Here is a 22573-nt window from a genome sequence, read left to right as displayed (position 1 = left end):
AGCCCCCACAGGACTCAGTGACAGGCTCTGGCTCAGTCGCTACTTCTGCGCCCCATCCTCATGCTGCAGATTCGCCTGCGTAATGTTCGCCCCCGCCGGCACGCTGCGGGTCAGCCACACATTGCCGCCAATCGTCGAACCTTTGCCGATGGTGATGCGCCCCAGGATCGTCGCCCCGGCATAGATCACCACATCGTCCTCAACAATCGGATGGCGTGGATGGCCCTTCTGCAACTGGCCATCCTCATCCGCCGGGAAGCGCTTGGCGCCCAGCGTCACGGCCTGGTAGATGCGCACGCGCTCGCCGATGATCGCCGTTTCGCCGATCACCACGCCCGTCCCGTGGTCGATAAAGAAGCTCGGGCCAATCTGCGCGCCCGGGTGAATGTCGATACCGGTCGCCGAATGGGCAATTTCCGCGCTGATCCGCGCCAACAACGGCAACCCGGCGCGATACAGGTGGTGGGCCAGGCGATGGTGAATCACCGCCAGAATCCCCGGATAGCACAGCAGCACTTCATCCACACTGCGCGCCGCCGGGTCGCCGTGATAGGCGGCCAGTACGTCGGTGTCCAACAGGCCGCGCAGGGACGGCAACGCCAGGGCGAAATCCTGGATCAGGCGAATGGCCAATGCGTCGACCTCGGCATCGTCTTTGCCGCCTTGGCGAGCGGCATAACGCAACTCCAGGCGTGCCTGGCCGAGCAACGCGTTCAGGGCGACGTCGAGGGTATGGCCGACGTAAAAATCTTCGCTTTCTTCACGCAGGTCCACCGGCCCCAGGCGCATGGGAAACAACGCACCGCACAGCGCTTCAAGAATCTGCGCCACCGCTTCGCGCGACGGCAACTCGCGGCCGCCATGCTCGCCACTCAAGCGGCCATTGCGCGTTCGCCACTGGTCCCGGGCGCTGCGCAGTTGGCTGACGATGGTCTGCAATTGCCAATGACTGGAACGCTCACTCACGGTATTCACTCCTGACGAAATGGCCATCACTTTACGGTATGGACCCTGGCCGCCCTTAAGAACCAATGGTGTGATACTAAGAACTATCCGACATAAGCGATTGACGGGTTGCCCGTTGAAAAGTGCCTGCCTATAGTCGCCCCATCACTTAGCCACTGTGCGTAGCCATGATCAAACAACAGCTCGACCGCTTTAACCGCCTGGAACTGCTGGGCGGCGCCACTGCCCTCGAAAAACTTGAGCGGCTGTCGACCTGGCTGGGCAGGGATATCTACGTCAAACGCGATGACACCACGCCGCTGGCCATGGGCGGCAACAAGCTGCGCAAACTTGAATACCTGGCCGCCGATGCCCTCGCACAGGGTGCCGACACGCTGGTGACTGCCGGCGCCATTCAGTCCAACCATGTCCGCCAAACCGCCGCGCTGGCCGCCAGGCTCGGCCTGGGTTGCGTTGCGCTGCTGGAAAACCCCACCGGCACCGAAGACCCCAATTACCTGGGCAACGGCAATCGCCTGTTGCTGGAGCTGTTCGACGCCAAAGTCGAATTGGTCGAGAACCTCGACCACGCCGACGACCAGCTCAACGCCCTCGCCGCCCGCCTGCGCAGCAACGGCAAGAAGCCGTACCTGGTGCCGATCGGCGGCTCCAATGCCCTGGGTGCCTTGGGTTATGTGCGCGCCGGGCTGGAGCTGGCCGGGCAGATCAAAGACAGCGGGATTGAATTCTCCGCCGTGGTCCTCGCCTCGGGCAGCGCAGGTACTCACAGCGGCCTGGCCCTGGCATTGAGTGAAGTGCTGCCGAATTTGCCCGTGATCGGCGTCACCGTGTCACGCACCGATGAAGCCCAGCGCCCGAAAGTACAAGGCCTGGCCGAACGCACCGCCGAGTTGCTTGGCGTGGACATTCCCACAGCCTTCAACGTGATTCTGTGGGACGAATATTTCGGCCCGCGCTACGGCGAACCGAACGCCGGCACCCTCGCCGCGGTCAAGCTATTGGCCAGCCAGGAAGGCCTGCTGCTGGACCCGGTCTACACGGGCAAGGCCATGGCCGGCTTGCTCGATGGTATCGGGCGTCAGCGGTTCGAGGACGGTCCGATCATTTTCCTGCACACCGGTGGGGCGCCGGCGTTGTTTGCCTATGGCGCCGCGTTTAACTGAACGAATACAGATCGAAAGGTGGGAGCGGGCTGGCCCGCGATAGCGGTGTATCAGTCGACATATTTGCAAACTGACACTGCGCTATCGCGGGCAAGCCCGCTCCCACATTAGATCAGCGTGATATTCCTAAATAGAATATCAAATTAGATTTATATTATTTTCAAGTCTTAAAAACTCGCTTTATAGTCGCGCCGAAGGCGAAGACGCGCTTCGCGCTTTAAGGCAGGATACGACTACCGCGTCACCTGCTTCGCTCAACATAAAAACACAGGGGCTCTTCATGACTATTTCTGTATTGCGTCGCACATTGCTGGTGGGCACATTGGGCCTGACTCTTGGGGCCGGTTGGCTGGGCCAGGCGGTTGCCGGCGAGCAGCTGAGCACCATCAAGAAGGCGGGCGAAATCAAGATCGGCCTGGAAGGCACCTACCCGCCCTTCAGCTTTGTCGATGAAAGCGGCAAGCTCAGCGGTTTCGAAGTCGAGCTGTCCGAAGCGCTGGCCAAGGAGCTGGGCGTCAAGGTCAAGCTGCAAGCCACACCGTGGGACGGCATCCTCGCCGCCCTCGAATCCAAGCGCCTGGACGCGGTGGTCAACCAAGTGACCATCTCCGAAGAGCGCAAGAAAAAGTATGACTTCTCCAAGCCTTACACCGTTTCCGGTATCCAGGCGCTGGTGCTGAAGAAAAACGTCGACACCATCAAAACCGCCGACGACCTGGCCGGCAAGAAAGTCGGTGTAGGCCTGGGCACCAACTACGAGCAATGGCTCAAGGACAACCAACCCAAAGCCATCATCAAGACGTACAACGATGACCCAACCAAGTTCCAGGACCTGCGCATCGGCCGCATCGACGCCATCCTGATCGACCGCCTGGCCGCCCTGGAATACGCCAAAAAAGCCCCGGACACCGCCGCCGCTGGTGATGCCTTCTCCCGCCAGGAAGCCGGTATCGCCCTGCGCAAAGGCGAGCCTGAACTGCTCGACGCCGTGAACAAGGCCCTCGACAAGCTGCGCGCCGACGGCACCTTGAAGAAGCTGTCCGAGAAATACTTCAACGCTGACGTCACTCAATAATGGAAGCAGGTTTCCAACTCGCGCTGGACTCCGCGCCCTTTCTGCTCAAGGGCGCGTACTACACGGTGATTCTTAGCCTGGGCGGAATGTTTTTCGGCTTGCTGCTGGGTTTCGGCCTGGCCTTGATGCGCTTGTCGCGCTTCAAGTTATTGAGCTGGACCGCCCGCGTCTACGTGTCGTTCTTTCGCGGCACGCCCTTGCTGGTGCAGCTGTTCCTGATCTACTACGGCTTACCGCAAGTGGGCATCGAGCTGGACCCGATCCCGGCCGCCATGATCGGCTTTTCGCTGAACATGGCCGCCTATGCCTGTGAAATCCTGCGCGCCGCAATCAGCTCCATCGAGCGCGGCCAGTGGGAAGCGGCTGCCAGTATCGGCATGACCCGCGCGCAGACGTTGCGCCGGGCCATCCTGCCGCAGGCCATGCGCACGGCCTTGCCGCCGCTGGGCAACAGCTTTATTTCGTTGGTCAAGGACACGGCGCTGGCAGCCACCATCCAGGTGCCCGAACTGTTCCGCCAGGCTCAGTTGGTGTCGGCGCGCACTTTCGAAATCTTCACCATGTACCTCTCCGCTGCCCTGATCTACTGGATACTGGCAAGCATCCTGGCGCATTTTCAAAATCGCCTGGAAGACCGGGTCAACCGGCATGACCTGGAGTCTTGAAGCATGATCGTGGTTGAAAAACTGACCAAACAATTCAAGGGTCAGGTGGTGCTCAACGGGATCGACCTTGAGGTCAAGGAAGGCGAAGTCGTCGCCATCATTGGCCCCAGCGGTTCCGGTAAAACCACCTTCCTGCGCTGCCTGAATTTCCTCGAACAACCCACCAGTGGTCGCATCAAGGTGGGTGACATCGAGATCGACAGCAGCAAACCGCTTAACCAGCAACAAAGCCTGGTGCGGCGTTTGCGCCAGCACGTGGGTTTTGTGTTCCAGAACTTCAACCTGTTCCCCCACCGCACCGCGCTGGAAAACGTCATCGAAGGCCCGATCGTGGTCAAGAAGATGCCGCGCGAAGCGGCCGTCGAATTGGGCCGCAAGCTGCTGGCCAGGGTCGGCCTGGCGGGCAAGGAAGACGCGTACCCGCGACGCTTGTCCGGTGGCCAGCAACAGCGCGTGGCGATTGCCCGCGCATTGGCCATGGAGCCGGAGGTGATTCTGTTCGACGAACCCACCTCGGCCCTCGACCCGGAGCTGGTCGGCGAAGTGCTGGCGACTATCCGCAGCCTCGCCGAAGAAAACCGCACCATGGTCATCGTCACCCACGAAATGAGCTTTGCCCGGGATGTGGCCAACCGGGTGATCTTCTTCGACAAAGGCGTGATCGTGGAACAGGGCGACGCCAAGGCATTGTTTGCCAACCCCAAGGAAGAACGCACCCAGCAGTTCCTGAGCAAATTTCTCGCCCACTGACCGTCCGTGTGAGCGCTGGCGTGCCTGCGATAGCATCACCGCAGTGTGACTGATAAACCAGGGTGCCTGCACCGCAGGCACGCCAGCGTCCACAGGACGGTGTTCCTACAAGAAATCCTCATTCCAATCCGTAAAAGTCCACGCAACAGCCTGCTTAAAATCCCCCTGCCCGTCAGCTTGTTCTGAATCTGCTCCAACCCGCCGTTTAGCCCTTTGCCGCCATTGACGGCCGTTGGCCAACCCTCTTATCTAGCGCCCAGAGGATTGGATCCTATCCCGGCTATTCACTGAATCGTTCCTTTCGGCACCCTGCGCACATCCGTGCCACGGGCGCCGGAACGATTGCTGCTGGCTGCATCAAGGAGATTACTTATGACGCGCACTGCAACCTCGACCCTGCTTCCTGCCCCAACCCTGCCCCAGGCTAACCGGCACGGCATCAATGCCCTCGCCGCCGCCCACTTGCAGGTGGATATCGCGCCCTACCCCGGCATGGAGGAAGGCGACCTGATCGAACTGTTCTGGAACCACTGCTTCGCCGACTCGCGTCGGATTACCGCGTGCAAGGTCGGCACAGCGACCCGTCTGCGCGTCCCGGAAAGTTTTATCCAGGATGGCGCGGCACGGGTTCACTACCAGGTCCTGCACGTCGGCCACGGCCCGGCACGCTCGGCCATCGCCCAGGTGGGAGTAAAGACCTGCTATCCGGGTGGCCTGCCGTCTGCACTCTCGGGCGACGAAAATCAGAACCTCGCCCCGGTGGGCCTGCCCGACACCATTCGACGTCACGGCGTCAACAGCAGCCAGGTACGGCGGGGTGTCCCGCTGACCATTGAGCCTTACCTGAACATGGCCATAGGCGACGCGATTACCTTGCGTTGGGGTGACGCGCGCCTCGACCTGCCGCCAATCCAGGCCGAAAGCGTCGGCCTGCCGATGCAGGTGTGGGTGCCGTCAGTGGTGATTGTCGAAGCGGGCGACGACGCCCGCCTGGACGTGACGTACTGCATCCTCGACCGCGTCGGCAATAATTCGCGCTGGGCACCGGTGCGCACCTTGAAGATCGCCGCCTGCGTGCCACAGGCGCCGACCCGCCTGGCCAGGGCCGCGTCGACTTATCAACCGCGCCAGCCCGGTTCGCCCTGCGAGCCTGGGTGACTGCCCTTCTATGCATATTCCTAAAAGTTAGTTTATTAAAAAATTTAACACGCTTAGGGTATATGCACCGGACCACCGGACATCTCTGATTTTTCTGTTTTTATTTCATTGAATGCGAGGTCGGTATGGTCAGAATTACCCCGGTGCATAACGCCAGGGCATTACGTGCAGCCAAGGAGCGGCGCTGATGTCTAACTTGGCTCTAACACCCCCCCAGAATGATCTGGACGTAGCCCCACTGCTGTTGCCGGCCACTGTGCTGCGCAACGATGCCGAGGCGTTGAGCGCCGCGTTTGAGCTGGCCCAGGCTGCGCGCCTGCAAGCGGCCAAACGCGACCAGCAGCGCACGCTGCCATGGGCGCAGCTCGAGCAGTTCACCCGTAGCGGGCTCGGCAGTATTTCCATTCCCCGTGCATACGGCGGCCCAGAGGTATCGTTCGTTACCCTGGCTGAAGTCTTTGCGATCATCAGCGCAGCGGACCCGGCCCTCGGGCAGATCCCACAGAACCATTTCGGCATCCTGTACCTGTTGCAGGGCACCGCCACCGAGCGCCAGAAAAAGCAGCTGTTCCAAAACGTCCTCGACGGTTGGCGCATCGGCAATGGCGGCCCGGAACGCGGCACCAAAAACACCCTGGAGCTCAAGGCGCGCCTCACCGCCGAAGGCGACGGCTATGTGATCAGCGGCCAGAAGTTCTACTCCACCGGCGCCTTGTTCGCCCATTGGGTGGCCATCAAAGCGTTGAATGATGACGGCAAACAGGTCATGGCCTTTGTACGCCGTGGCACTGAAGGGCTGCGCATCGTCGATGACTGGTCAGGGTTTGGCCAGCGCACCACGGCCAGCGGTACTGTAGTGCTGGACAACGTTGCGGTAGACGCGGAGCTGGTCGTCGAAAACTGGCGTATCGGCGAAAGCCCGAATATCCAGGGCGCCGTCTCGCAACTGATCCAGGCAGCCATCGACGCCGGCATCGCCCGTGGCGCCCTCGACGACACCATCGCCTTCGTGCGTGAACGCTCGCGCCCGTGGATCGACGCCAAGGTCGAGCGCGCCAGCGATGACCTGTATGTGATTGCCGATATCGGCAAGCTGAAAATCGAACTGCACGCCGCCGAAGCGCTGCTGCGCAAGGCCGGCAAGGTGCTGGACGAGGTGAGTGCGGCACCCATCACCGCGCAATCCGCCGCACGGGCCTCGATTGCCGTGGCCGAGGCGAAAGTGCTGACCACCGAAGTGTCGCTGCTGGTCAGCGAAAAGCTCTTCGAACTGGCCGGCAGCCGCGCCACCCTCGCCGAGTTCAACCTCGACCGCCATTGGCGCAACGCCCGCGTGCACACCCTGCACGACCCGGTGCGCTGGAAGTATCACGCCGTCGGCGCCTATCGATTGAACGGCACGTTGCCTGCTCGTCACTCCTGGATTTAACCGACCAGAACACTTTCTCTACAAGCTTCTGGAGCAAACATGACTTTTTCTACAAACGTCGCGGTTATCACCAGCGACGAACAAGCGCTCATTGTCGCCAGCGACCTGGCCGAAGACTTGCGCCGCGACAGCGCCCAGCGCGACCGCGAGCGCCGCCTGCCCTTGCCCGAACTGGAGGTGTTCTCCCGCTCCGGTCTGTGGGGCATCAGCGTGCCGAAGGAACACGGCGGTGCCGGCGTCTCCACTGTCACCCTGGCCAAGGTCATTGCACTGATCGCCCAGGCTGACGCCTCATTGGGCCAGATCCCGCAAAACCACTTCTACGCCCTTGAAGTGTTGCGCGTGAACGGCAGCCCCGCGCAGCAACACCGCCTGTACGCCGAAGTGCTCGCCGGCCAGCGTTTCGGCAACGCCCTGGCGGAACTGGGCACCAAAACCGCCCACGACCGCGTGACCGCCCTCACCCGTGACGGCGATGGTTTTCGCATCAACGGCCGCAAGTTCTACGCCACCGGCGCGATCTACGCGCAACGCATCCCGACGTCGGTGGTGGATGAGCACGGCGTGCAGCAACTGGCGTTTGTGCCCCGCGACAGCGAAGGCCTGACGGTGATCGACGACTGGAGTGGCTTCGGCCAGCGCACCACCGGCAGCGGCTCCGTCGTGTTCGATAATGTGTGGGTCGCCGCGCAGGACGTGGTCCCGTTCCAGAGCGCTTTCGAGCGCCCGACCACCGTCGGCCCGCTGGCACAGATTCTTCACGCCGCCATCGACACCGGCATCGCGCGCGCCGCCTTCGAAGATGCGTTGCACTTTGTGCGCACCAAGACCCGCCCGTGGATCGACGCCGGCAACGACAAGGCCACCGAAGACCCGCTCACCCTGAAAAGCTTCGGCCACCTGAGCATTCGGCTGCATGCCACCGAGGCCTTGCTGGAGCGCTCCGGCGAATTTCTCGACCGCGCCCAGGCCGACAGCACGGCCGAGAACGTCGCGGCGGCCTCCATCGCCGTCGCCGAAGTGCGCGCCCTGAGCACGGAAATTTCCCTGGCCGCCGGCAGCACCCTGTTCGAACTGGCCGGCAGCCAGGCGACCCTGGCCGAACACGGCCTCGACCGCCACTGGCGCAATGCCCGGGTGCACACCCTGCATGACCCGGTGCGCTGGAAGTACCACGCAGTGGGCAATTACTACCTCAACGATGAAAACCCGCCACTGCGGGGGACTATCTGATGAGCCTGCCGGTAAACCCAAAGAAAAAAATCCTGCTCAATGCGTTCAACATGAATTGCATCGGGCATATCAACCACGGTTTGTGGACTCACCCACGGGACACCTCGACGCAGTATAAAACCGTCGAATACTGGACCGAACTGGCGCAGACCCTGGAGCGTGGGCTGTTCGACGGCCTGTTCATCGCCGACATCGTCGGCGTGTACGACGTCTACCAGAATTCCATCGACGTGCCGCTCAAAGAGTCGATCCAACTGCCGGTCAATGACCCGCTGCTGCTCGTCTCGGCCATGGCCGCCGTGACCAAAAACCTCGGCTTCGGCCTCACTGCCAACCTGACCTACGAACCGCCTTATCTGTTCGCCCGGCGCATGTCCACGCTCGACCACCTGAGCCGTGGCCGGGTCGGCTGGAATATCGTCACCGGTTACCTCGACAGCGCCGCCAAGGCCATGGGCCTTACCGAACAGGTCGAGCATGACCGGCGTTACGACCAGGCCGACGAGTACCTGCAGGTGCTGTACAAACTCTGGGAAGGCAGCTGGGAAGACGATGCGGTCATCAATGATCCGCAGCAACGGGTCTACGCGCAGCCGGGCAAGGTGCACAAGGTCGAGCACCATGGCGAGTTCTATCAAGTGGAGGGTTATCACCTCTGCGAGCCGTCGCCACAGCGCACACCGGTGCTGTTCCAGGCCGGCAGTTCAGACCGTGGCCTGCTGTTTGCCGGGCGACATGCCGAGTGTGTGTTCATCAGCGGGCAGAACAAGGCGGCGACCAAAATCCAGGTCGACAAGGTACGCGCCAGCGCCGCCGAAGCCGGACGCAACCCGGATGACATCAAGGTGTTCATGGGCCTCAACGTGATTGTTGGCGCCACGCACGAACTGGCCTGGGCCAAGCACGCCGAGTACTTGAGCTACGCCAGCCCTGAAGCCGGCGTGGCGCATTTTTCCGCGTCGACGGCGATTGATTTTGCCCAATACGACATCGATGAACCGATCCAGTACGTGAAAAGCAACGCGATCCAGTCGGCCACCAAGAACCTGCAAAACAACGACTGGACCCGGCGCAAGTTGCTTGAGCAACACGCCCTCGGCGGGCGCTACATCACCCTGGTCGGTTCACCCGAGCACGTGGCTGATGAACTGGAATCGTGGATCAGCGAAACCGGGCTGGATGGCTTCAACCTGACGCGCATTGTGACGCCGGAAAGCTATGTCGACTTTATCGACCTGGTGGTGCCGGAGTTGCAGCGGCGCGGGTCGTACAAGACCGCCTACGCGCAAGGAACGCTGCGCGAAAAAGTCTTCCAGGGCACGGCGCGGTTACCCGAACAACACACCGGATCGACCTACCGACACTGAACCAAAACTGTGGGAGCGGGCTTGCTCGCGAATGCGGTGATTCCGTCACCAGATTCGTTTGCTGACCCACCGCTTAGGCGAGCAAGCCCGCTCCCGCATTAGAACCTCATTGTTTGACCGACTCTCTTATGACTGGAAACCGATCATGAAAAAGACCCTGCTCACCCACCCAGTCAAAGCACTGGCCCTGACCCTCGGATTATTGAGCTCGGCCGTGTTTGCTGCCGATGCGCCGCTGAAAGTCGGCACCACCGCCGCGTTCGCGATCCCCCTGGAAGCCGCCGTGGCAGAAGCCGGTAAGCAAGGCCTGAAAGTCGAGCTGGTGGAGTTCACCGACTGGATCGCTCCCAACGTGAGCCTGGCGGCCGGCGATATCGACGTGAACTACTTCCAACACATCCCGTTCCTGGAAAACGCCAAGGCCGCCGCCGGCTTCAAGCTGGAGCCGTATGCGCCCGGCATCATCAACAACGTCGGGCTGTATTCGAAGCAGTACAAAAGCTTCAACGACCTGCCTCAAGGCGCCAGCGTGGCGATTGCCAACGACCCGATCAACAGTGGTCGCGGCCTGCAACTGCTGGCCAAAGCGGGCTTGATCACCCTCAAGCCGGGGGTGGGCTACAAGGCCACTGAAGAAGACATCATCGCCAACCCGAAGAAGATCAAAATCCTGCAGGTAGAAGCCGTGCAGCTGGTGCGCGCCTATGACGACGCCGATCTGGTGCAGGGCTACCCGGCGTATATCCGCCTGTCCAAAACCTTCGATGCCGAGTCGGCACTGCTGTTCGACGGCCTCGACCACCCGGAGTACGTGATCCAGTTTGTCGTCCAGCCCAAGAGTAAAACCGATCCGCGCGTGATCAAGTTCGTCGACATCTACCAGCACTCGCCGGTGGTGCGCGCGGCCCTGGATAAATCCCTCGGCAAGCTCTACCAAGTCGGCTGGGAAGGCTGAATATGAGCGCCGCCAACACGCAACTGCGCGACCTGGGCTTACCGCCCAGGCACGCCGAGCAGACAGAACTGCACCCCGACTTGAACCGCGCCCATGTGCGTTTTATCAACCTGGGCAAAACCTATGACGGCACCGTGCAGGCCTTGCAAGGCATTGACCTGGCGATCCAGCGCGGTGAAGTGTTCGGCATCATCGGCCGCAGCGGCGCCGGCAAGTCGTCGCTGATCCGCACCATCAATCGCCTGGAGCAACCCAGCAGCGGCAGGGTGTTGATCGATCAGGTGGACATCGGCGAGTACGACGAAGACCGACTGGTGGCGTTGCGTCGGCGTATCGGCATGATCTTCCAGCACTTCAACCTGATGTCGGCCAAGACCGTGTGGCAAAACGTCGAGTTGCCGCTGAAAGTGGCCGGTGTGCCCAAGCTGCAACGCGAGCAAAAGGTCCGCGAGCTGCTCGAGCTGGTGGGCCTCAAGGACAAGCACAAGGCCTACCCGGCGCAGCTCTCCGGCGGGCAGAAACAGCGCGTGGGCATCGCCCGCTCGCTGGTGCACGACCCGCAGATTCTGCTGTGCGACGAAGCCACCTCGGCGCTCGACCCGGAAACCACGCAATCGATCCTCGGCCTGCTGCGCAAGATCAACCGGCGCCTGGGGCTGACCATTGTGTTGATCACCCATGAAATGGCGGTGATTCGCGAAATCTGCGACCGCGTGGTGGTGCTGGAACACGGCCGCATCGTGGAGCAAGGCCCGGTGTGGCAAGTGTTCGGCAACCCGCAGCACGAGGTCAGCAAAACCCTGTTGGCGCCGCTGCAACACGGGTTGCCGGACGAACTGCAAAGCCGCTTGCAACTGACCCGGCCATCTGCCGACGCGGCACTGGTGCTGCGCTTGCAGTTGACCGGCAGCGCCAGCGACGAACCCGACCTGGCCGCGCTGTTCAACGCCCTCGGCGGGCGTGTGCGCTTGCTGCAAGGCGGTGTGGAACGCATTCAGGGTCATGCCCTCGGGCAGTTGCTGCTGGCGGTGAATGGCTCGCCCCACAACGCTGAAGAATTGCGCAATCGCGCCGGGCGTTGGGCGCAACACGTGGAGGTGCTCGGTTATGTGGTTTGATCGTTTAGTGCAGGGCGCCATCGATACCTTGTTGATGGTCGGCGTGTCGTCACTGATTGCATTGCTGGTGGGCATTCCGCTGGCGGTGTTTCTGGTCACCAGCGACAAGGGCGGGATCTACCAGGCACCCGCGCTGAACCGCGTGCTGGGGGCGTTCGTCAATCTGTTCCGCTCCATTCCGTTTTTGATCCTGATGGTGGCGCTGATCCCGTTTACCCGGCTGATCGTCGGCACCACCTATGGCGTATGGGCGGCCGTGGTGCCGCTGACCATCGCCGCCACGCCATTCTTTGCCCGGATCGCCGAGGTCAGTTTGCGTGAAGTCGACCACGGTTTGATCGAAGCCGCACAAGCCATGGGCTGCCGACGCTGGCATATCATCTGGCACGTGTTGTTGCCGGAAGCGCTGCCAGGAATCGTCGGCGGGTTTACGATTACGCTGGTGACGATGATCAACTCGTCGGCCATGGCTGGCGCGATCGGCGCGGGAGGCCTGGGTGATATTGCCTACCGCTATGGCTATCAGCGGTTTGATACACAGATCATGCTGACGGTGATCGTGCTGCTGGTGATTCTGGTGGCCGTGATTCAGCTGGGGGGCGATCGCCTGGCGCGAGTGCTCAACAAGCGGTGAGGTATAGTCGGGCTATCTCAGTACCCGGTATTCCCCGTCATGACCCTTAAGCCCGACGACCTCGACCAGATCACGTCCACCACGCTCGGCCACTACAACCAGGTGGCCGAGGACTTCCGTGAAGGCACCCGCGATCACGATGTGAGCCAGAACATCGACGCCTTGCTGCGGCATATCCACGGCACGCCACCGTTTACCCTGCTGGATTTCGGCTGCGGGCCGGGGCGCGATCTGCAGACGTTTACCCGCATGGGGCACATTGCAGTGGGGCTGGATGGCTCCGAGCGCTTTGCGCAGATGGCCCGCGATGACAGTGGTTGTGAGGTGTTGCAGCAGGATTTCCTGAAGCTGGATTTGCCTGCCGGGCGATTTGATGGCGTGTTTGCCAACGCGGTGTTGTTTCATATCCCCAAGCAGGAATTACCGCGCATCCTCAAGCAACTACATGGCGCCTTGAAACAGGGCGGCGTGCTGTTCAGCTCCAACCCTCGCGGTGAAAACCAGGAAGGCTGGAATGGGCCTCGGTACGGGTCTTACCACGACCTGGCGGCGTGGCAGGGTTTACTCACGGCGGCCGGGTTTGTGGAGCTGGAGCATTATTACCGGCCCGCCGGGTTGCCACGGGAACAGCAGCCTTGGTTGGCGAGCGTGTGGCGCACGTTATAGATGTTTGTTGCCAGGGCTGACGCCTTCGCGAGCAAGCCCGCTCCCTCCGGTTGAAATGCATTTGCCTGTGGGAGCTGGCGTGCCTGCGATAGCGGTTTGACCGGCAGCGCTACTGCACCTGATACACCAGCGGTTTTTCCCCCACTACCAACGCGGTCACACTGCGGGCGGCATAGCCCTGGTGCTCCTCGGCAGCAAAATTCACCACTAACCGCGTGCCATCGGCAAACGTGGTCTGCTGCACCTGCTTGTCCGCCGTCAACCAACGGAAATCGGTCATCGCCTGAGTCGCCAAGCGCTGATGCAATGGCCGGAAAAACCGGTCCTGCCGCTGGATCACCGGCAGCCGCTGCTTAAGCGTCGCCGCGCTGAGGTGGTACAGCGGCGGCACGTTGTACAGCAGTTGAGTCAGCTCGTTTGCAGCCTGCACATTGCTCAGCTTGAGGCTATCGAACAGCCAGTGGTGGGTGGTGATGACCGACCCGTGGAACACCGCCTGGTACAACGGCAAACGCATCGTCGGCTCGAAGTACACCGTACGAAACGGCTCTTTCAACGGCACGGACTTGAAGAACACCGCGGGTTGCTCCGGCGGGTACCAGTTGCCCACGTAATAGGGCGACTGCTTGTCCTGAGTCATCGCGTGGTCACCCCAGCCGATCACGGGCGTCTGCATCCCGTGGGCGAACAGGATGCCCTGGGCCGTGATGGCGTTGCCGTCTTCGGAGCCGGCGGGCAGCTTGAGCGCGGTGTTGATCCAGCGCGACGCGTCGATATTGCCCTCGGCGTTTTGCGCCTGGGTCATTGGGGCGCCGTTACGATAGCTGTCGAAGACCATGCTGGTGGCGTAGGCATCGAGGAACCAGGCGTTGAACCCTGCCTTGGCCTGCACGGCCTTCACCCGGGCTTCCAGCAATGGCCGAACGCAGCGTGGATCGGTGTAGTGGCCCGATTGCTGGAAGCCGGTCTTGAGCTTGCCGTCCTTCAACACGATGGCACACTCGCGGTAAGCCTTGCTGCCCAGGTGGGCGGTGGTCCAGTCCGGGTTTTCGGTGGTGGATAACGCCGTTTCATAGGAATCGTACGGTGCCATGAGGTAACCGGCGTTGACGCCCGCCTGAATCGCTTCGGGATGCCACAGGCCACCTTCCCAACCGTCGCCCAAGGCCAGCAGCAGGCGCGGGAGCCCAGCGTCTTGCAGGGACTTCAGGGTCTTGGCCGAGAGCGTGCTGCCCCAGGTTTCAGGGCCGTCACGCAGCGCGCCGCTGAACGCCGTCGCCAGCTCACGGCGCAGTGCGCCATAGCCATCAGCGAGCTTGAGCATGTCCGGCTCCTCGGTAGCCTGCCAGGTTTGCCGGGCCTTTTTATTGATTGCCGCGTTGAGGCCACGCAACAGCACCGTCTTTTGATAGCGGTCCAACGCAGCGGACTGCGCCAGCACTTGCGTGGCCTCTTTATCCAGCAAGCCCTTGAGTTCGTGGCCGCGCAGCACTTTCACCAGCAGCGGCCAATCACGCACATCATCCGCCCCCAACAGCTCATTACCCCACAGATAGACTTGGCTGGCCCCCAGCAGCTTTTGCGCTTCAGGCGTTTGCCGCAGCTTGTCCGTCAACGGTTCATAACGCCCCTGCTCCACCAGCCACTGGCGATAGCGCTTGGCACCGGCCAACGGGTCGGCGTCGCCCAGGTGCAGGCGCAGGGTCATCGGCGCGCTGGGCTCCAGTGCGGTGAACGTATGGGATGCCAGCAGCGCCAGGCCTTTTCCGTCGGCTTGCCACACCAGGTGATTGTTATAGGGGTTGGTCAGCAACCAACTCAGCGTAAAGCGCCCGTGATCCACGCCCCATAACGGCAGGCTCAAGTCCTGCGTGGTGTTGAGCTCGCCCTGTTCGAGCAAAAACGCGTTCCATACGGGGTTACCTGCGGGCACGTAGTGCCCTTCGGCCAAGGGCCAGATCAACCCTTGGCCCATGGCCTCGGCGGGTTGGCGCAGCAGCGGCAATGTACCCGGCTCGCGGGCGCTGATGGTCACGGCAAGGTCGCGCTGCTCAAGGCGAGCCGTCAGACGATAGGCGCCGCTGTCCCATTGCCAGGCCGCCTGTTCAGTGCCCGCCTGCATATCGCTGACAACCTGCGCCGCCACGCCGCTGGAGGCTTGCACGGGCGCCTCGCCTGCCGGCGTGACGCGCAGCGCCAACGTGGCGGGGTCGAGTTCGACGCGCCACAAGGCGTTTTCCAGCACCGTCCCCGCGTACGTCAGCGGAGACAGCAACAGGCAACAAACCAACACAAAAGGGCGCATGGCACAGGTCTTCCAAACGGGATCAGGCCCGGAGGGTAAAACACTTGGCGCCCGGCAACTGTAGGGAAAGTGTTTCCAGGAGCCTTCCTACACCCTCGCAGGAAGGCCTCGCGGGTCAGGCCTGATGGTCTTTGGGCTCACGAATTTTGTACCAGGCCACATAAAGCGCCGGCAGGAACAGCAGCGTCAGCAACGTGGCGATAATGATCCCGCCAATCATCGCGTACGCCATCGGCCCCCAGAACACTTCCCGCGCAATCGGGATCATGCCCAGACTCGCCGCCGCCGCCGTCAGCAGGATCGGTCGGCGTCGGTGCTCGGTGGCTTCCACCACGGCATCCCACGGCGTGTAGCCGTCGCGCTCGTAGGCGTCGATCTGCGTCACTAGAATCACCGAGTTGCGGATGATGATGCCGATCAGCGCGAGAATGCCGAGGATCGCCACAAACCCCATGGGCGTGCCGGTGGGAATCAGTGCCAGCACCACACCAATCAGGCCGAGCGGCGCAACACTCGCCACCAGGAACATCTTCTGCACGCTGTGCAACTGGATCATCAGGAAGGTGGCCATCAAAAACAGCATCAACGGCACCACTTTGGCGATCGGGCCCTGGGCCTTGCCGCTTTCTTCCACGGTGCCGCCGGTGGCGACCGTGTAACCCACCGGCAATCCGGCGCTGAATTTTTCGATCGTCGGCGCCAACTGCTTGACCAGGTCGGTCGGCTGCATCTCATCGCGCACCGATGCCTTGATCGTGATCGTCGGCTTGCGGTCGCGGCGCCATACCAACGGTTGCTCAAGCTCATAGCGCACGGTGGCAAAAGCCAGCAATGGAATCGAGGTGCCGTTGGGCGTGACGATCTGCAGGTTCTGCAAGGTTTCCGGCGTGCCGCGTTCGGCATCCTCGGCGCGGCCGACCACGTTGATCAGGTAGATATCGTCGTGCACCTGGGTGACCGAGGCGCCGCTGACCACGCTGTTCATCAACTGCGCCACGTCTTCCGACGACAGCCCGAGTTGCCGCGCCTTGTCCTGGGCGATGTCCACGCGCAGCACTTTGCCGGGCTCGTTCCAGTCGTAGATGATCTCGCCCAAGTGGGTGTTCTGATCCAGCAAGGTTGCCAGTTCAATCGCGTGTTTACGCACCTGGTCAATGTCTTTACCGGAGACCCGATACTGAATGGGCCGGCCTACCGGTGGGCCCATTTCCAATGGCTGCACATAGCTGGAGATACCGACAAAGTCATCACGCAGGCGTTTTTGCAGGCGCGCAATCAAGGCGCCGCGAGCTTCCAGGCCTTTGCTGACGATGACCAACTGGGCGTAGTACGGGTTTTCCAATTGCTGGTCGAGGGGCAGGTAGAAACGAATCGCGCCCTGACCGATATAGGTGCTCCAGCGGGCAATGTCCGGGTCATCCTTGATGATGGCTTCCAGGCGGTCGACCGCTTTGCGCGTTTCGTTGATCGAGGCGTTTTGCGGCAGGTTGAGGTCGACGAGGATTTCCGGGCGGTCCGACGACGGGAAGAACTGGTTCTGCACAAACTGCATGGAGAACACCGACGCCACGAACAGGCCCACGGTGATGCCGATGGCCCACCAGCGGTTGCGCATCGCCCACAGCATGCCGCCATTGAACGCGCGGCCGATGCGCCCTGGCTCGGCGTTATGCGGTTTCACATTGGCACTGAGGATATGCACCCCAATCACCGGCGCAAACAGCACCGCCACCACCCACGACACCAGCATCGCCACGGCAATCACCGCGAACAGGGTGAAGGTGTATTCGCCCGCCGAACTGGCATTGAGGCCGATTGGCACGAAACCGGCCACCGTCACCAACGTGCCGGTAAGCATCGGGAAGGCGGTCGAGGTGTAGGCGTACGTCGCTGCCTGCTCCTTGGTTTCGCCTTTTTCCAGGCGCGTGATCATCATCTCCACGGTAATCATCGCATCGTCCACCAACAGGCCGAGGGCGATGATCAAGGCGCCCAGCGACACCCGCTGCATAGTGATGCCGCTGTACTCCATGAACACGAACACCAGCGCCAGCACCAACGGGATCGAACACGCCACCACCAACCCGGCACGCATACCGAGGCTGATAAAGCTCACCACCAGGACGATGATGACCGCTTCAAACAAGGCGCTGGTAAAGCCGCCAACCGCCTCCTCGACCACTTCCGCCTGGTCGGACACTTTGTGCACGCCGACGCCTACCGGCAGGTCGGCGGTCAGCTCATCCATGCGCGTGTGCAGGGCCTTGCCGAACGACTGGATATTGCCGCCCTTCTGCATGGCGATGGCCAAGCCGATCGCCGGCTGGCCGTTAAAACGGAACAGCGGCCGCGCCGGGTCGACATAGCCACGGCTGATGTCGGCGATATCCGCCAAACGGTAGAAACGGTCATTGAGCCGCAGGTTAACGTCCGCCAAGTCCTTCTCCGAGGCGAACTGGCCCGAGGTGCGCACCGAGATCCGCTCCGGCCCGGCCTCGATGACCCCGGCGGGGGTCACCGCGTTCTGTGATTGCAGGCTTTGCACGACCTGGCGCTGATCAATCCCCAGTGCCGCGAGTTTGCGCGTGGAGAAATTCAGGTAAATCACTTCGTCCTGCTGGCCGATCATCTCGACCTTGCCCAACCCCGGCACCGAACGGATCTCGGCACATACCTGTTCCACGTAGTCGCGCAACTGGCGCATCGACAGGCCATCGCCAGTAAAGGCGTACACCGAACCGAACACGTCACCGAACTCATCGTTGAACGACGGCCCCTGCAAACCCTGGGGGAATGTGCCGCGAATATCGTCGATCTTCTTGCGCACCTGGTACCAGATCTCCGGGATGGCCTTGGCGCTGGTGGTGTCCTTGAGAAACACGAATACCGTGGATTCGCCCGGCCGCGTGTAGCTTTTCACGTAGTCGAGGGCGTCGAGTTCTTCGAGTTTTTTCTCGATGCGGTCGGTGACCTGCTTGAGGGTTTCTTCCTGGGTCGCACCGGGCCAGCGGGTCTGGATCACCATGGTTTTGATGGTGAACGAGGGGTCTTCCTCACGGCCAAGGTTCATGTAGGAGAACACGCCCATCAGCAGCGCGACGAACATCAGGTACCAGACGAAGGACTGATGCTTGAGGGCCCAGTCGGATAAGTTGAAGCTCCCTTTCATCGCGGGCTGTCCTCGTCGATTTTGACTTTTTGCCCGGCTTTCAGGCTGTTCACACCGGCGGTGACGATGCGTTCGCCGGGTTTGACGCCGCCATTGAGCAAGGCGCTGTCGGCGTCCCGGCTGATCACGGTGACGTCACGCGGTTGCACGGTCTGGCTTTGGGTATCGAGCAGCCAGATGCGGGTTTTGCCGCCAACGTCCTGCAACGCGCTGACAGGCAGTTCGATACGTGGCGCAATCGCGCTGCTCAAGGTCACGCTGATCGCGGTTCCCAGGCGAAACGCCGGCGGCGTCTCGGCCAGGGTCAGCCGTGCGCGACGGGTGCGCGTGGCACTTTGGGCCTGAGGCTCGATTTCGCGCACGATGGCGGTGGTGTTGACGTTTGGGTCGAGTTGCCCGGCGACCAGAAACACCACATCGGCGGGCAAGCGCTCGGCGAGGCCGGCGGGCAGGTCGATCACCGCTTCCTTGATATCCGGGCGGGCCAGAGTCACCACCTGCTGGCCGGCGCTGACCACTTGACCGGCCTCGGCATTCCACGCGGTGACAACACCGGCGTGGTCAGTGCGCAGTTCGGCGTAAGTGAGCTGGTCTTTGGCCTGGTTGACCGAGGCCTTGGCCTGGTCGAGCGTGGCCTGGGTGGTTTTAAGGTCGGTCTGGGCCACGTCCAACTGGGCCTGGGCGCCGACGCCACGGTCGAACAACGCTTGTTGGCGGCGGGCGTTGGCCTGGGCATTGATAAATTGCGCCTGCACACGGGCGAGGTCGCCTTGGGCGGCGCGCAACTGGTTCTGCTGGTCGGTGGGGTCGAGAACGGCGAGCAAGGCGCCCTTCTCCACCTCGGCACCGACGTCCACGGCGCGACGGGCAATACGGCCGGGCACGCGGAAACCCAGATTGCTTTCATAACGCGCCTGGATCGTACCGGCGAAGCGCCCGAGGTTTTCCTGGTCTTCGGCTTTGACTTCCATCGATAACACCGGGCGCACCGGTTCGGGCGGCGGTTCTTGCTTGGAGCAGGCGACCAGCAACAGGCTGGTGGCGAGTAGAGCCGTCAGGTGTTTCATGGCTGGGCTCCTGGCTGGGCGATCTCGACAAGCATGCCGGGGTGCAACAATTGCCCGCCGGCCACCACGACTTTTTCGCCGCCTTTAAGGCCCTCGCCGATAATCACTTTGCCGGTCAGGTAACGCGCCACCGTGACCTTGTGCAGTTGCGCCTTGCCGTCGCCATCGACCAGCCACACAGCGGGCTCGTTGAGGTCTTTGGTCAACGCAGACCAGGGCAGCTCGATACTGGCCTTGGCCGGGCCATTCGCAGTGGCGCTCACCACCGAACCCAGCTGCATGTCTTTGGGCAGCGCCTGCAACGCAATCTTGACTTGCACGGTGCCGGTATTGGCCGCGACGGCTGGGGTGACTTCACGGACCTTGCCTTGGACCTTGATGCTCGGGTTATCCAACAGGCTGACCGTGATCGGTGCGTCAGGCGGCGGCTCCACTAACAGCGATTCGTACACGTTGAACACCGCATCGCGCTCACCGTCACGGGCCAGGCTGAAAATCGGCACAGTGGCCTGCACCACCTGGCCGACCTCGGCCTGGCGAGCGGTAATCACGCCGGGCGCATCGGCGATCAACGCGCTATAGCCGAGTTGCTCACGGGCGTTGGCCAGTTGGGCTTGCGCCGCCGCCAGGGCACTTTGACTGCTGCGCAGCGCGGCCTGGGCAGCGTCGTATTCGCTGCGGCTGGTGTAGCCCTTGGGCAGGAGCTTTTCCTGGCGCACGAAGGCGGCGGCGGTCTGCTTGACCCGCGCCTGTTCGGCCACGACCTGGGCCTGGGCGGAATCGACGTTGGTCTGCAAATCCTTGGGGTCGAGCTTGGCCAACACTTGCTTGGCGGTCACGCGGTCGCCCACGTCGACCATGCGCTGGATGATCTTGCCGCCCACCCGAAAGGACAAATCGGTTTGTACGCGGGCCTGGATGTCACCGGTCAGCGTGACCGCTGCGGCAAAATCCGCCGACTGTACGGTCTGCACAAATACCCGTGAATGCGCCTTGGGTTCGGTGTTTTCCTGACCACAGCCACTCAGCAGCGCCAACAGGCCAAGGCTGAGTACAACTCTTGAAGTGCGACCGCCCATGCAGGCTCCTTTTGCGTGACGCGATGTGCCAGTTTGTATGCGACTGTGAGCTTAGATCAGGGTTCCTTATCTGCCGGCAGGAACCCATACTCCAAGGGTTCCCCTGCAGACTGAATGCACATGCTGAAAACCCTCGCAGTAGCCAATTATCGCTCGATCAATAAGTTGGTGGTGCCCCTGGACCGGCTGAACCTGGTCACCGGCCCCAATGGCAGCGGTAAGTCCAACCTGTATCGCGCCCTGCGGCTGCTGGCGGAAACCGCCCAAGGCGGGGTGATCAATGCGCTGGCCCGTGAGGGCGGGTTGGACTCGACCTTCTGGGCCGGGCCGGAAACCATCAGCCGGCGCATGCGCAATGGCGAGGTGCCGGTGGAGCCCATGGTACGCCAAGGCGTCAAACGCCTGCGCCTGGGGTTTGCCGGGGAGGACTTCAGCTATGCGATCTCCCTGGGCCTGCCGGAAAAAACCCAGTCGTATTTTTCCCTGGACCCGGAAGTGAAGAAGGAATGCATCTGGGCTGGCCACCTCTACCGCCCGGCCAGCCTGCTGGTGCAGCGTTCCGGGCCGATGGTGCGAGCACGTGAAGGACGTGCCTGGGACGTGTTGGCTCAGCACACACCGAATTACCACAGCCTGTTCGACCAGGTCGGCAACCTGCGCGGCTCGCCGGAGGTGTTGCTGCTGCGCGAAAGCATCCGGGGCTGGCGGTTTTATGATCACTTTCGCAGCGACGTCGATGCGCCCGTGCGCCAGCCACAACTGGGCACGCGCACGCCGGTGTTGCATCACGACGGGCGCGACCTGGCAGCCGCGTTGCAGACCATTCGAGAGATTGGCGACCCCGAGGCCTTGCAGCGCGCGGTGAGCGATGCGTTCCCCGGAGCGCGCTTGAATATCCAACCGCTGCAAGGCGGGCGTTTCGCGCTTGAATTTTATCAGGAAGGTTTGCTGCGGCCGCTGTCGGCCGCGGAGTTGTCGGACGGCACCTTGCGTTATCTGCTGCTGGTTGCCGCGCTGCTGACGCCCCGGCCGCCCACGATGATGGTGCTGAACGAGCCGGAGACCAGCCTGCACCCGGATTTGCTGCCGGCGCTGGCGCGCTTGATTATCCAGGCGTCACAGCAGTGCCAGGTGTGGGTGGTATCCCATGCCAGTCGGTTGATTGCAGCGCTGCAGCAGGATGAAGGGTGTCATTCGATTGTGCTGGAGAAGGTGCTGGGCGAGACGCGGATTGTGGGGCAAGGGGTTTTGGATGCGCCGGCGTGGCATTGGCCGGAATAGAGGGTGACTGTGGGGGGCGCTGAGTACATATCCGTTGTTTGGGTCACGGCCGCAATGGGTTCCGCCCTTACGGCGGGTCACTTTGGAAAAGCCCCAAAGTAACCAAAGGGCTCTTGCCCCACCACTCGGCACCTAAGATCAAAGTCAAAAGCAAAGCACGGCGGCCTGACAGCCGACCTGAGTGGTTAGATCAAAAGCACAAGCGAAGTGGTGTGTCAGTTGATGGAGTGGGTGACTGACCCACCGCATTCGCGAGCAAGCCCGCTCCCACATTTGGAACTGGGTACATCAGGCAGAGGGTGGGCTGCTCTTCAGACTGTATTGGGTCAATCTGGGAGCTGGCATGGGGTCTGCGACTGGGTTTGCCTGATGTACCGAGGTGTCTGCATCGCAGGCAAGCCAGCTCCCACAGAAAAGCAGAGCACTGCGGTGCAGGCAACTGAACTCGGTCAACATTGTGGGAGCGGGCTTGCTCGCGAAGGCGGTGGGTCAG

The 22573-nt window shown here is 62.0% G+C and carries 18 protein-coding genes; 13 read left to right on the top strand and 5 right to left on the bottom strand.

Features of this window, described 5'->3' with window-relative positions:
* Window positions 1-39: 39 nt before the first annotated feature.
* Complete coding sequence (gene epsC, locus A7D21_RS27165) at window positions 40-966, bottom strand: serine O-acetyltransferase EpsC (protein ID WP_069553122.1); 927 nt, start codon at window positions 964-966, stop codon at window positions 40-42.
* Window positions 967-1133: 167 nt separating this feature from the next.
* Between epsC and A7D21_RS27160 the strand changes: the two genes are divergently transcribed.
* From A7D21_RS27160 to A7D21_RS27105, 12 genes are all read left to right on the top strand, one after another.
* On the top strand, window positions 1134-2129 hold the full coding sequence (locus A7D21_RS27160) for a D-cysteine desulfhydrase (protein WP_069553121.1): 996 nt from the start codon (window positions 1134-1136) through the stop codon (window positions 2127-2129).
* A gap of 280 nt (window positions 2130-2409) precedes the next feature.
* Window positions 2410-3204 (top strand): cystine ABC transporter substrate-binding protein, encoded by a 795-nt coding sequence (gene tcyJ / locus A7D21_RS27155; protein ID WP_053255730.1) that lies wholly within the window; start codon window positions 2410-2412, stop codon window positions 3202-3204.
* Window positions 3204-3869, top strand: coding sequence for a cystine ABC transporter permease (gene tcyL, locus A7D21_RS27150; protein ID WP_017135731.1), 666 nt, complete (start codon window positions 3204-3206; stop codon window positions 3867-3869). The genes tcyJ and tcyL overlap by 1 nt, the downstream gene beginning before the upstream one ends.
* Before the next feature lie 3 nt (window positions 3870-3872).
* On the top strand, window positions 3873-4619 hold the full coding sequence (gene tcyN, locus A7D21_RS27145; RefSeq protein ID WP_069553120.1) for an L-cystine ABC transporter ATP-binding protein TcyN: 747 nt from the start codon (window positions 3873-3875) through the stop codon (window positions 4617-4619).
* Between the two features lie 372 nt (window positions 4620-4991).
* Complete coding sequence (locus A7D21_RS27140; protein WP_069553119.1) at window positions 4992-5777, top strand: hypothetical protein; 786 nt, start codon at window positions 4992-4994, stop codon at window positions 5775-5777.
* A gap of 187 nt (window positions 5778-5964) precedes the next feature.
* On the top strand, window positions 5965-7206 hold the full coding sequence (locus A7D21_RS27135) for an SfnB family sulfur acquisition oxidoreductase (RefSeq protein ID WP_069553118.1): 1242 nt from the start codon (window positions 5965-5967) through the stop codon (window positions 7204-7206).
* A 39-nt stretch (window positions 7207-7245) separates the two neighbouring features.
* Window positions 7246-8439 (top strand): SfnB family sulfur acquisition oxidoreductase, encoded by a 1194-nt coding sequence (locus A7D21_RS27130; protein WP_053255726.1) that lies wholly within the window; start codon window positions 7246-7248, stop codon window positions 8437-8439.
* On the top strand, window positions 8439-9806 hold the full coding sequence (locus tag A7D21_RS27125; protein WP_069553117.1) for an LLM class flavin-dependent oxidoreductase: 1368 nt from the start codon (window positions 8439-8441) through the stop codon (window positions 9804-9806). Before A7D21_RS27130 ends, A7D21_RS27125 begins: the two co-directional genes overlap by 1 nt.
* A gap of 145 nt (window positions 9807-9951) precedes the next feature.
* Window positions 9952-10761 (top strand): MetQ/NlpA family ABC transporter substrate-binding protein, encoded by an 810-nt coding sequence (locus A7D21_RS27120; RefSeq protein ID WP_053255724.1) that lies wholly within the window; start codon window positions 9952-9954, stop codon window positions 10759-10761.
* A gap of 2 nt (window positions 10762-10763) precedes the next feature.
* A complete protein-coding gene (locus A7D21_RS27115; RefSeq protein ID WP_069553116.1) occupies window positions 10764-11879 on the top strand; it encodes a methionine ABC transporter ATP-binding protein in 1116 nt (371 codons plus the stop codon).
* On the top strand, window positions 11869-12513 hold the full coding sequence (locus A7D21_RS27110) for a methionine ABC transporter permease (RefSeq protein ID WP_016974994.1): 645 nt from the start codon (window positions 11869-11871) through the stop codon (window positions 12511-12513). Before A7D21_RS27115 ends, A7D21_RS27110 begins: the two co-directional genes overlap by 11 nt.
* A 39-nt stretch (window positions 12514-12552) precedes the next feature.
* Window positions 12553-13179: a bifunctional 2-polyprenyl-6-hydroxyphenol methylase/3-demethylubiquinol 3-O-methyltransferase UbiG gene (locus A7D21_RS27105; RefSeq protein WP_053255722.1), complete on the top strand. Its 627-nt coding sequence runs from the start codon at window positions 12553-12555 to the stop codon at window positions 13177-13179.
* A 109-nt stretch (window positions 13180-13288) separates the two neighbouring features.
* Here A7D21_RS27105 and A7D21_RS27100 read toward each other — a convergent pair whose 3' ends face one another.
* The 4 genes from A7D21_RS27100 to A7D21_RS27085 form a co-directional block, all read right to left on the bottom strand.
* Entirely contained in the window at window positions 13289-15484 is a 2196-nt protein-coding gene (locus tag A7D21_RS27100; protein WP_069553115.1) for a glycoside hydrolase, read from the bottom strand.
* A 115-nt stretch (window positions 15485-15599) separates the two neighbouring features.
* Window positions 15600-18653: an efflux RND transporter permease subunit gene (locus A7D21_RS27095; protein ID WP_069553114.1), complete on the bottom strand. Its 3054-nt coding sequence runs from the start codon at window positions 18651-18653 to the stop codon at window positions 15600-15602.
* The gene (locus A7D21_RS27090; protein WP_069553113.1) at window positions 18650-19720 is read right to left on the bottom strand and encodes an efflux RND transporter periplasmic adaptor subunit; all 1071 of its coding nucleotides are present in this window, start codon (window positions 19718-19720) and stop codon (window positions 18650-18652) included. Before A7D21_RS27090 ends, A7D21_RS27095 begins: the two co-directional genes overlap by 4 nt.
* The gene (locus A7D21_RS27085) at window positions 19717-20799 is read right to left on the bottom strand and encodes an efflux RND transporter periplasmic adaptor subunit (RefSeq protein ID WP_069553112.1); all 1083 of its coding nucleotides are present in this window, start codon (window positions 20797-20799) and stop codon (window positions 19717-19719) included. The genes A7D21_RS27090 and A7D21_RS27085 overlap by 4 nt, the downstream gene beginning before the upstream one ends.
* Before the next feature lie 120 nt (window positions 20800-20919).
* Between A7D21_RS27085 and A7D21_RS27080 the strand changes: the two genes are divergently transcribed.
* The gene (locus tag A7D21_RS27080; RefSeq protein ID WP_053255768.1) at window positions 20920-22080 is read left to right on the top strand and encodes an AAA family ATPase; all 1161 of its coding nucleotides are present in this window, start codon (window positions 20920-20922) and stop codon (window positions 22078-22080) included.
* Window positions 22081-22573 lie beyond the last annotated feature (493 nt).

Source organism: Pseudomonas sp. AP19, assembly GCF_001728855.1.
Lineage (GTDB): Bacteria > Pseudomonadota > Gammaproteobacteria > Pseudomonadales > Pseudomonadaceae > Aquipseudomonas > Aquipseudomonas fluorescens.
Note: the sequence above shows the minus strand (reverse complement) of the source record. Positions and strands in the feature narration are given on the sequence as shown.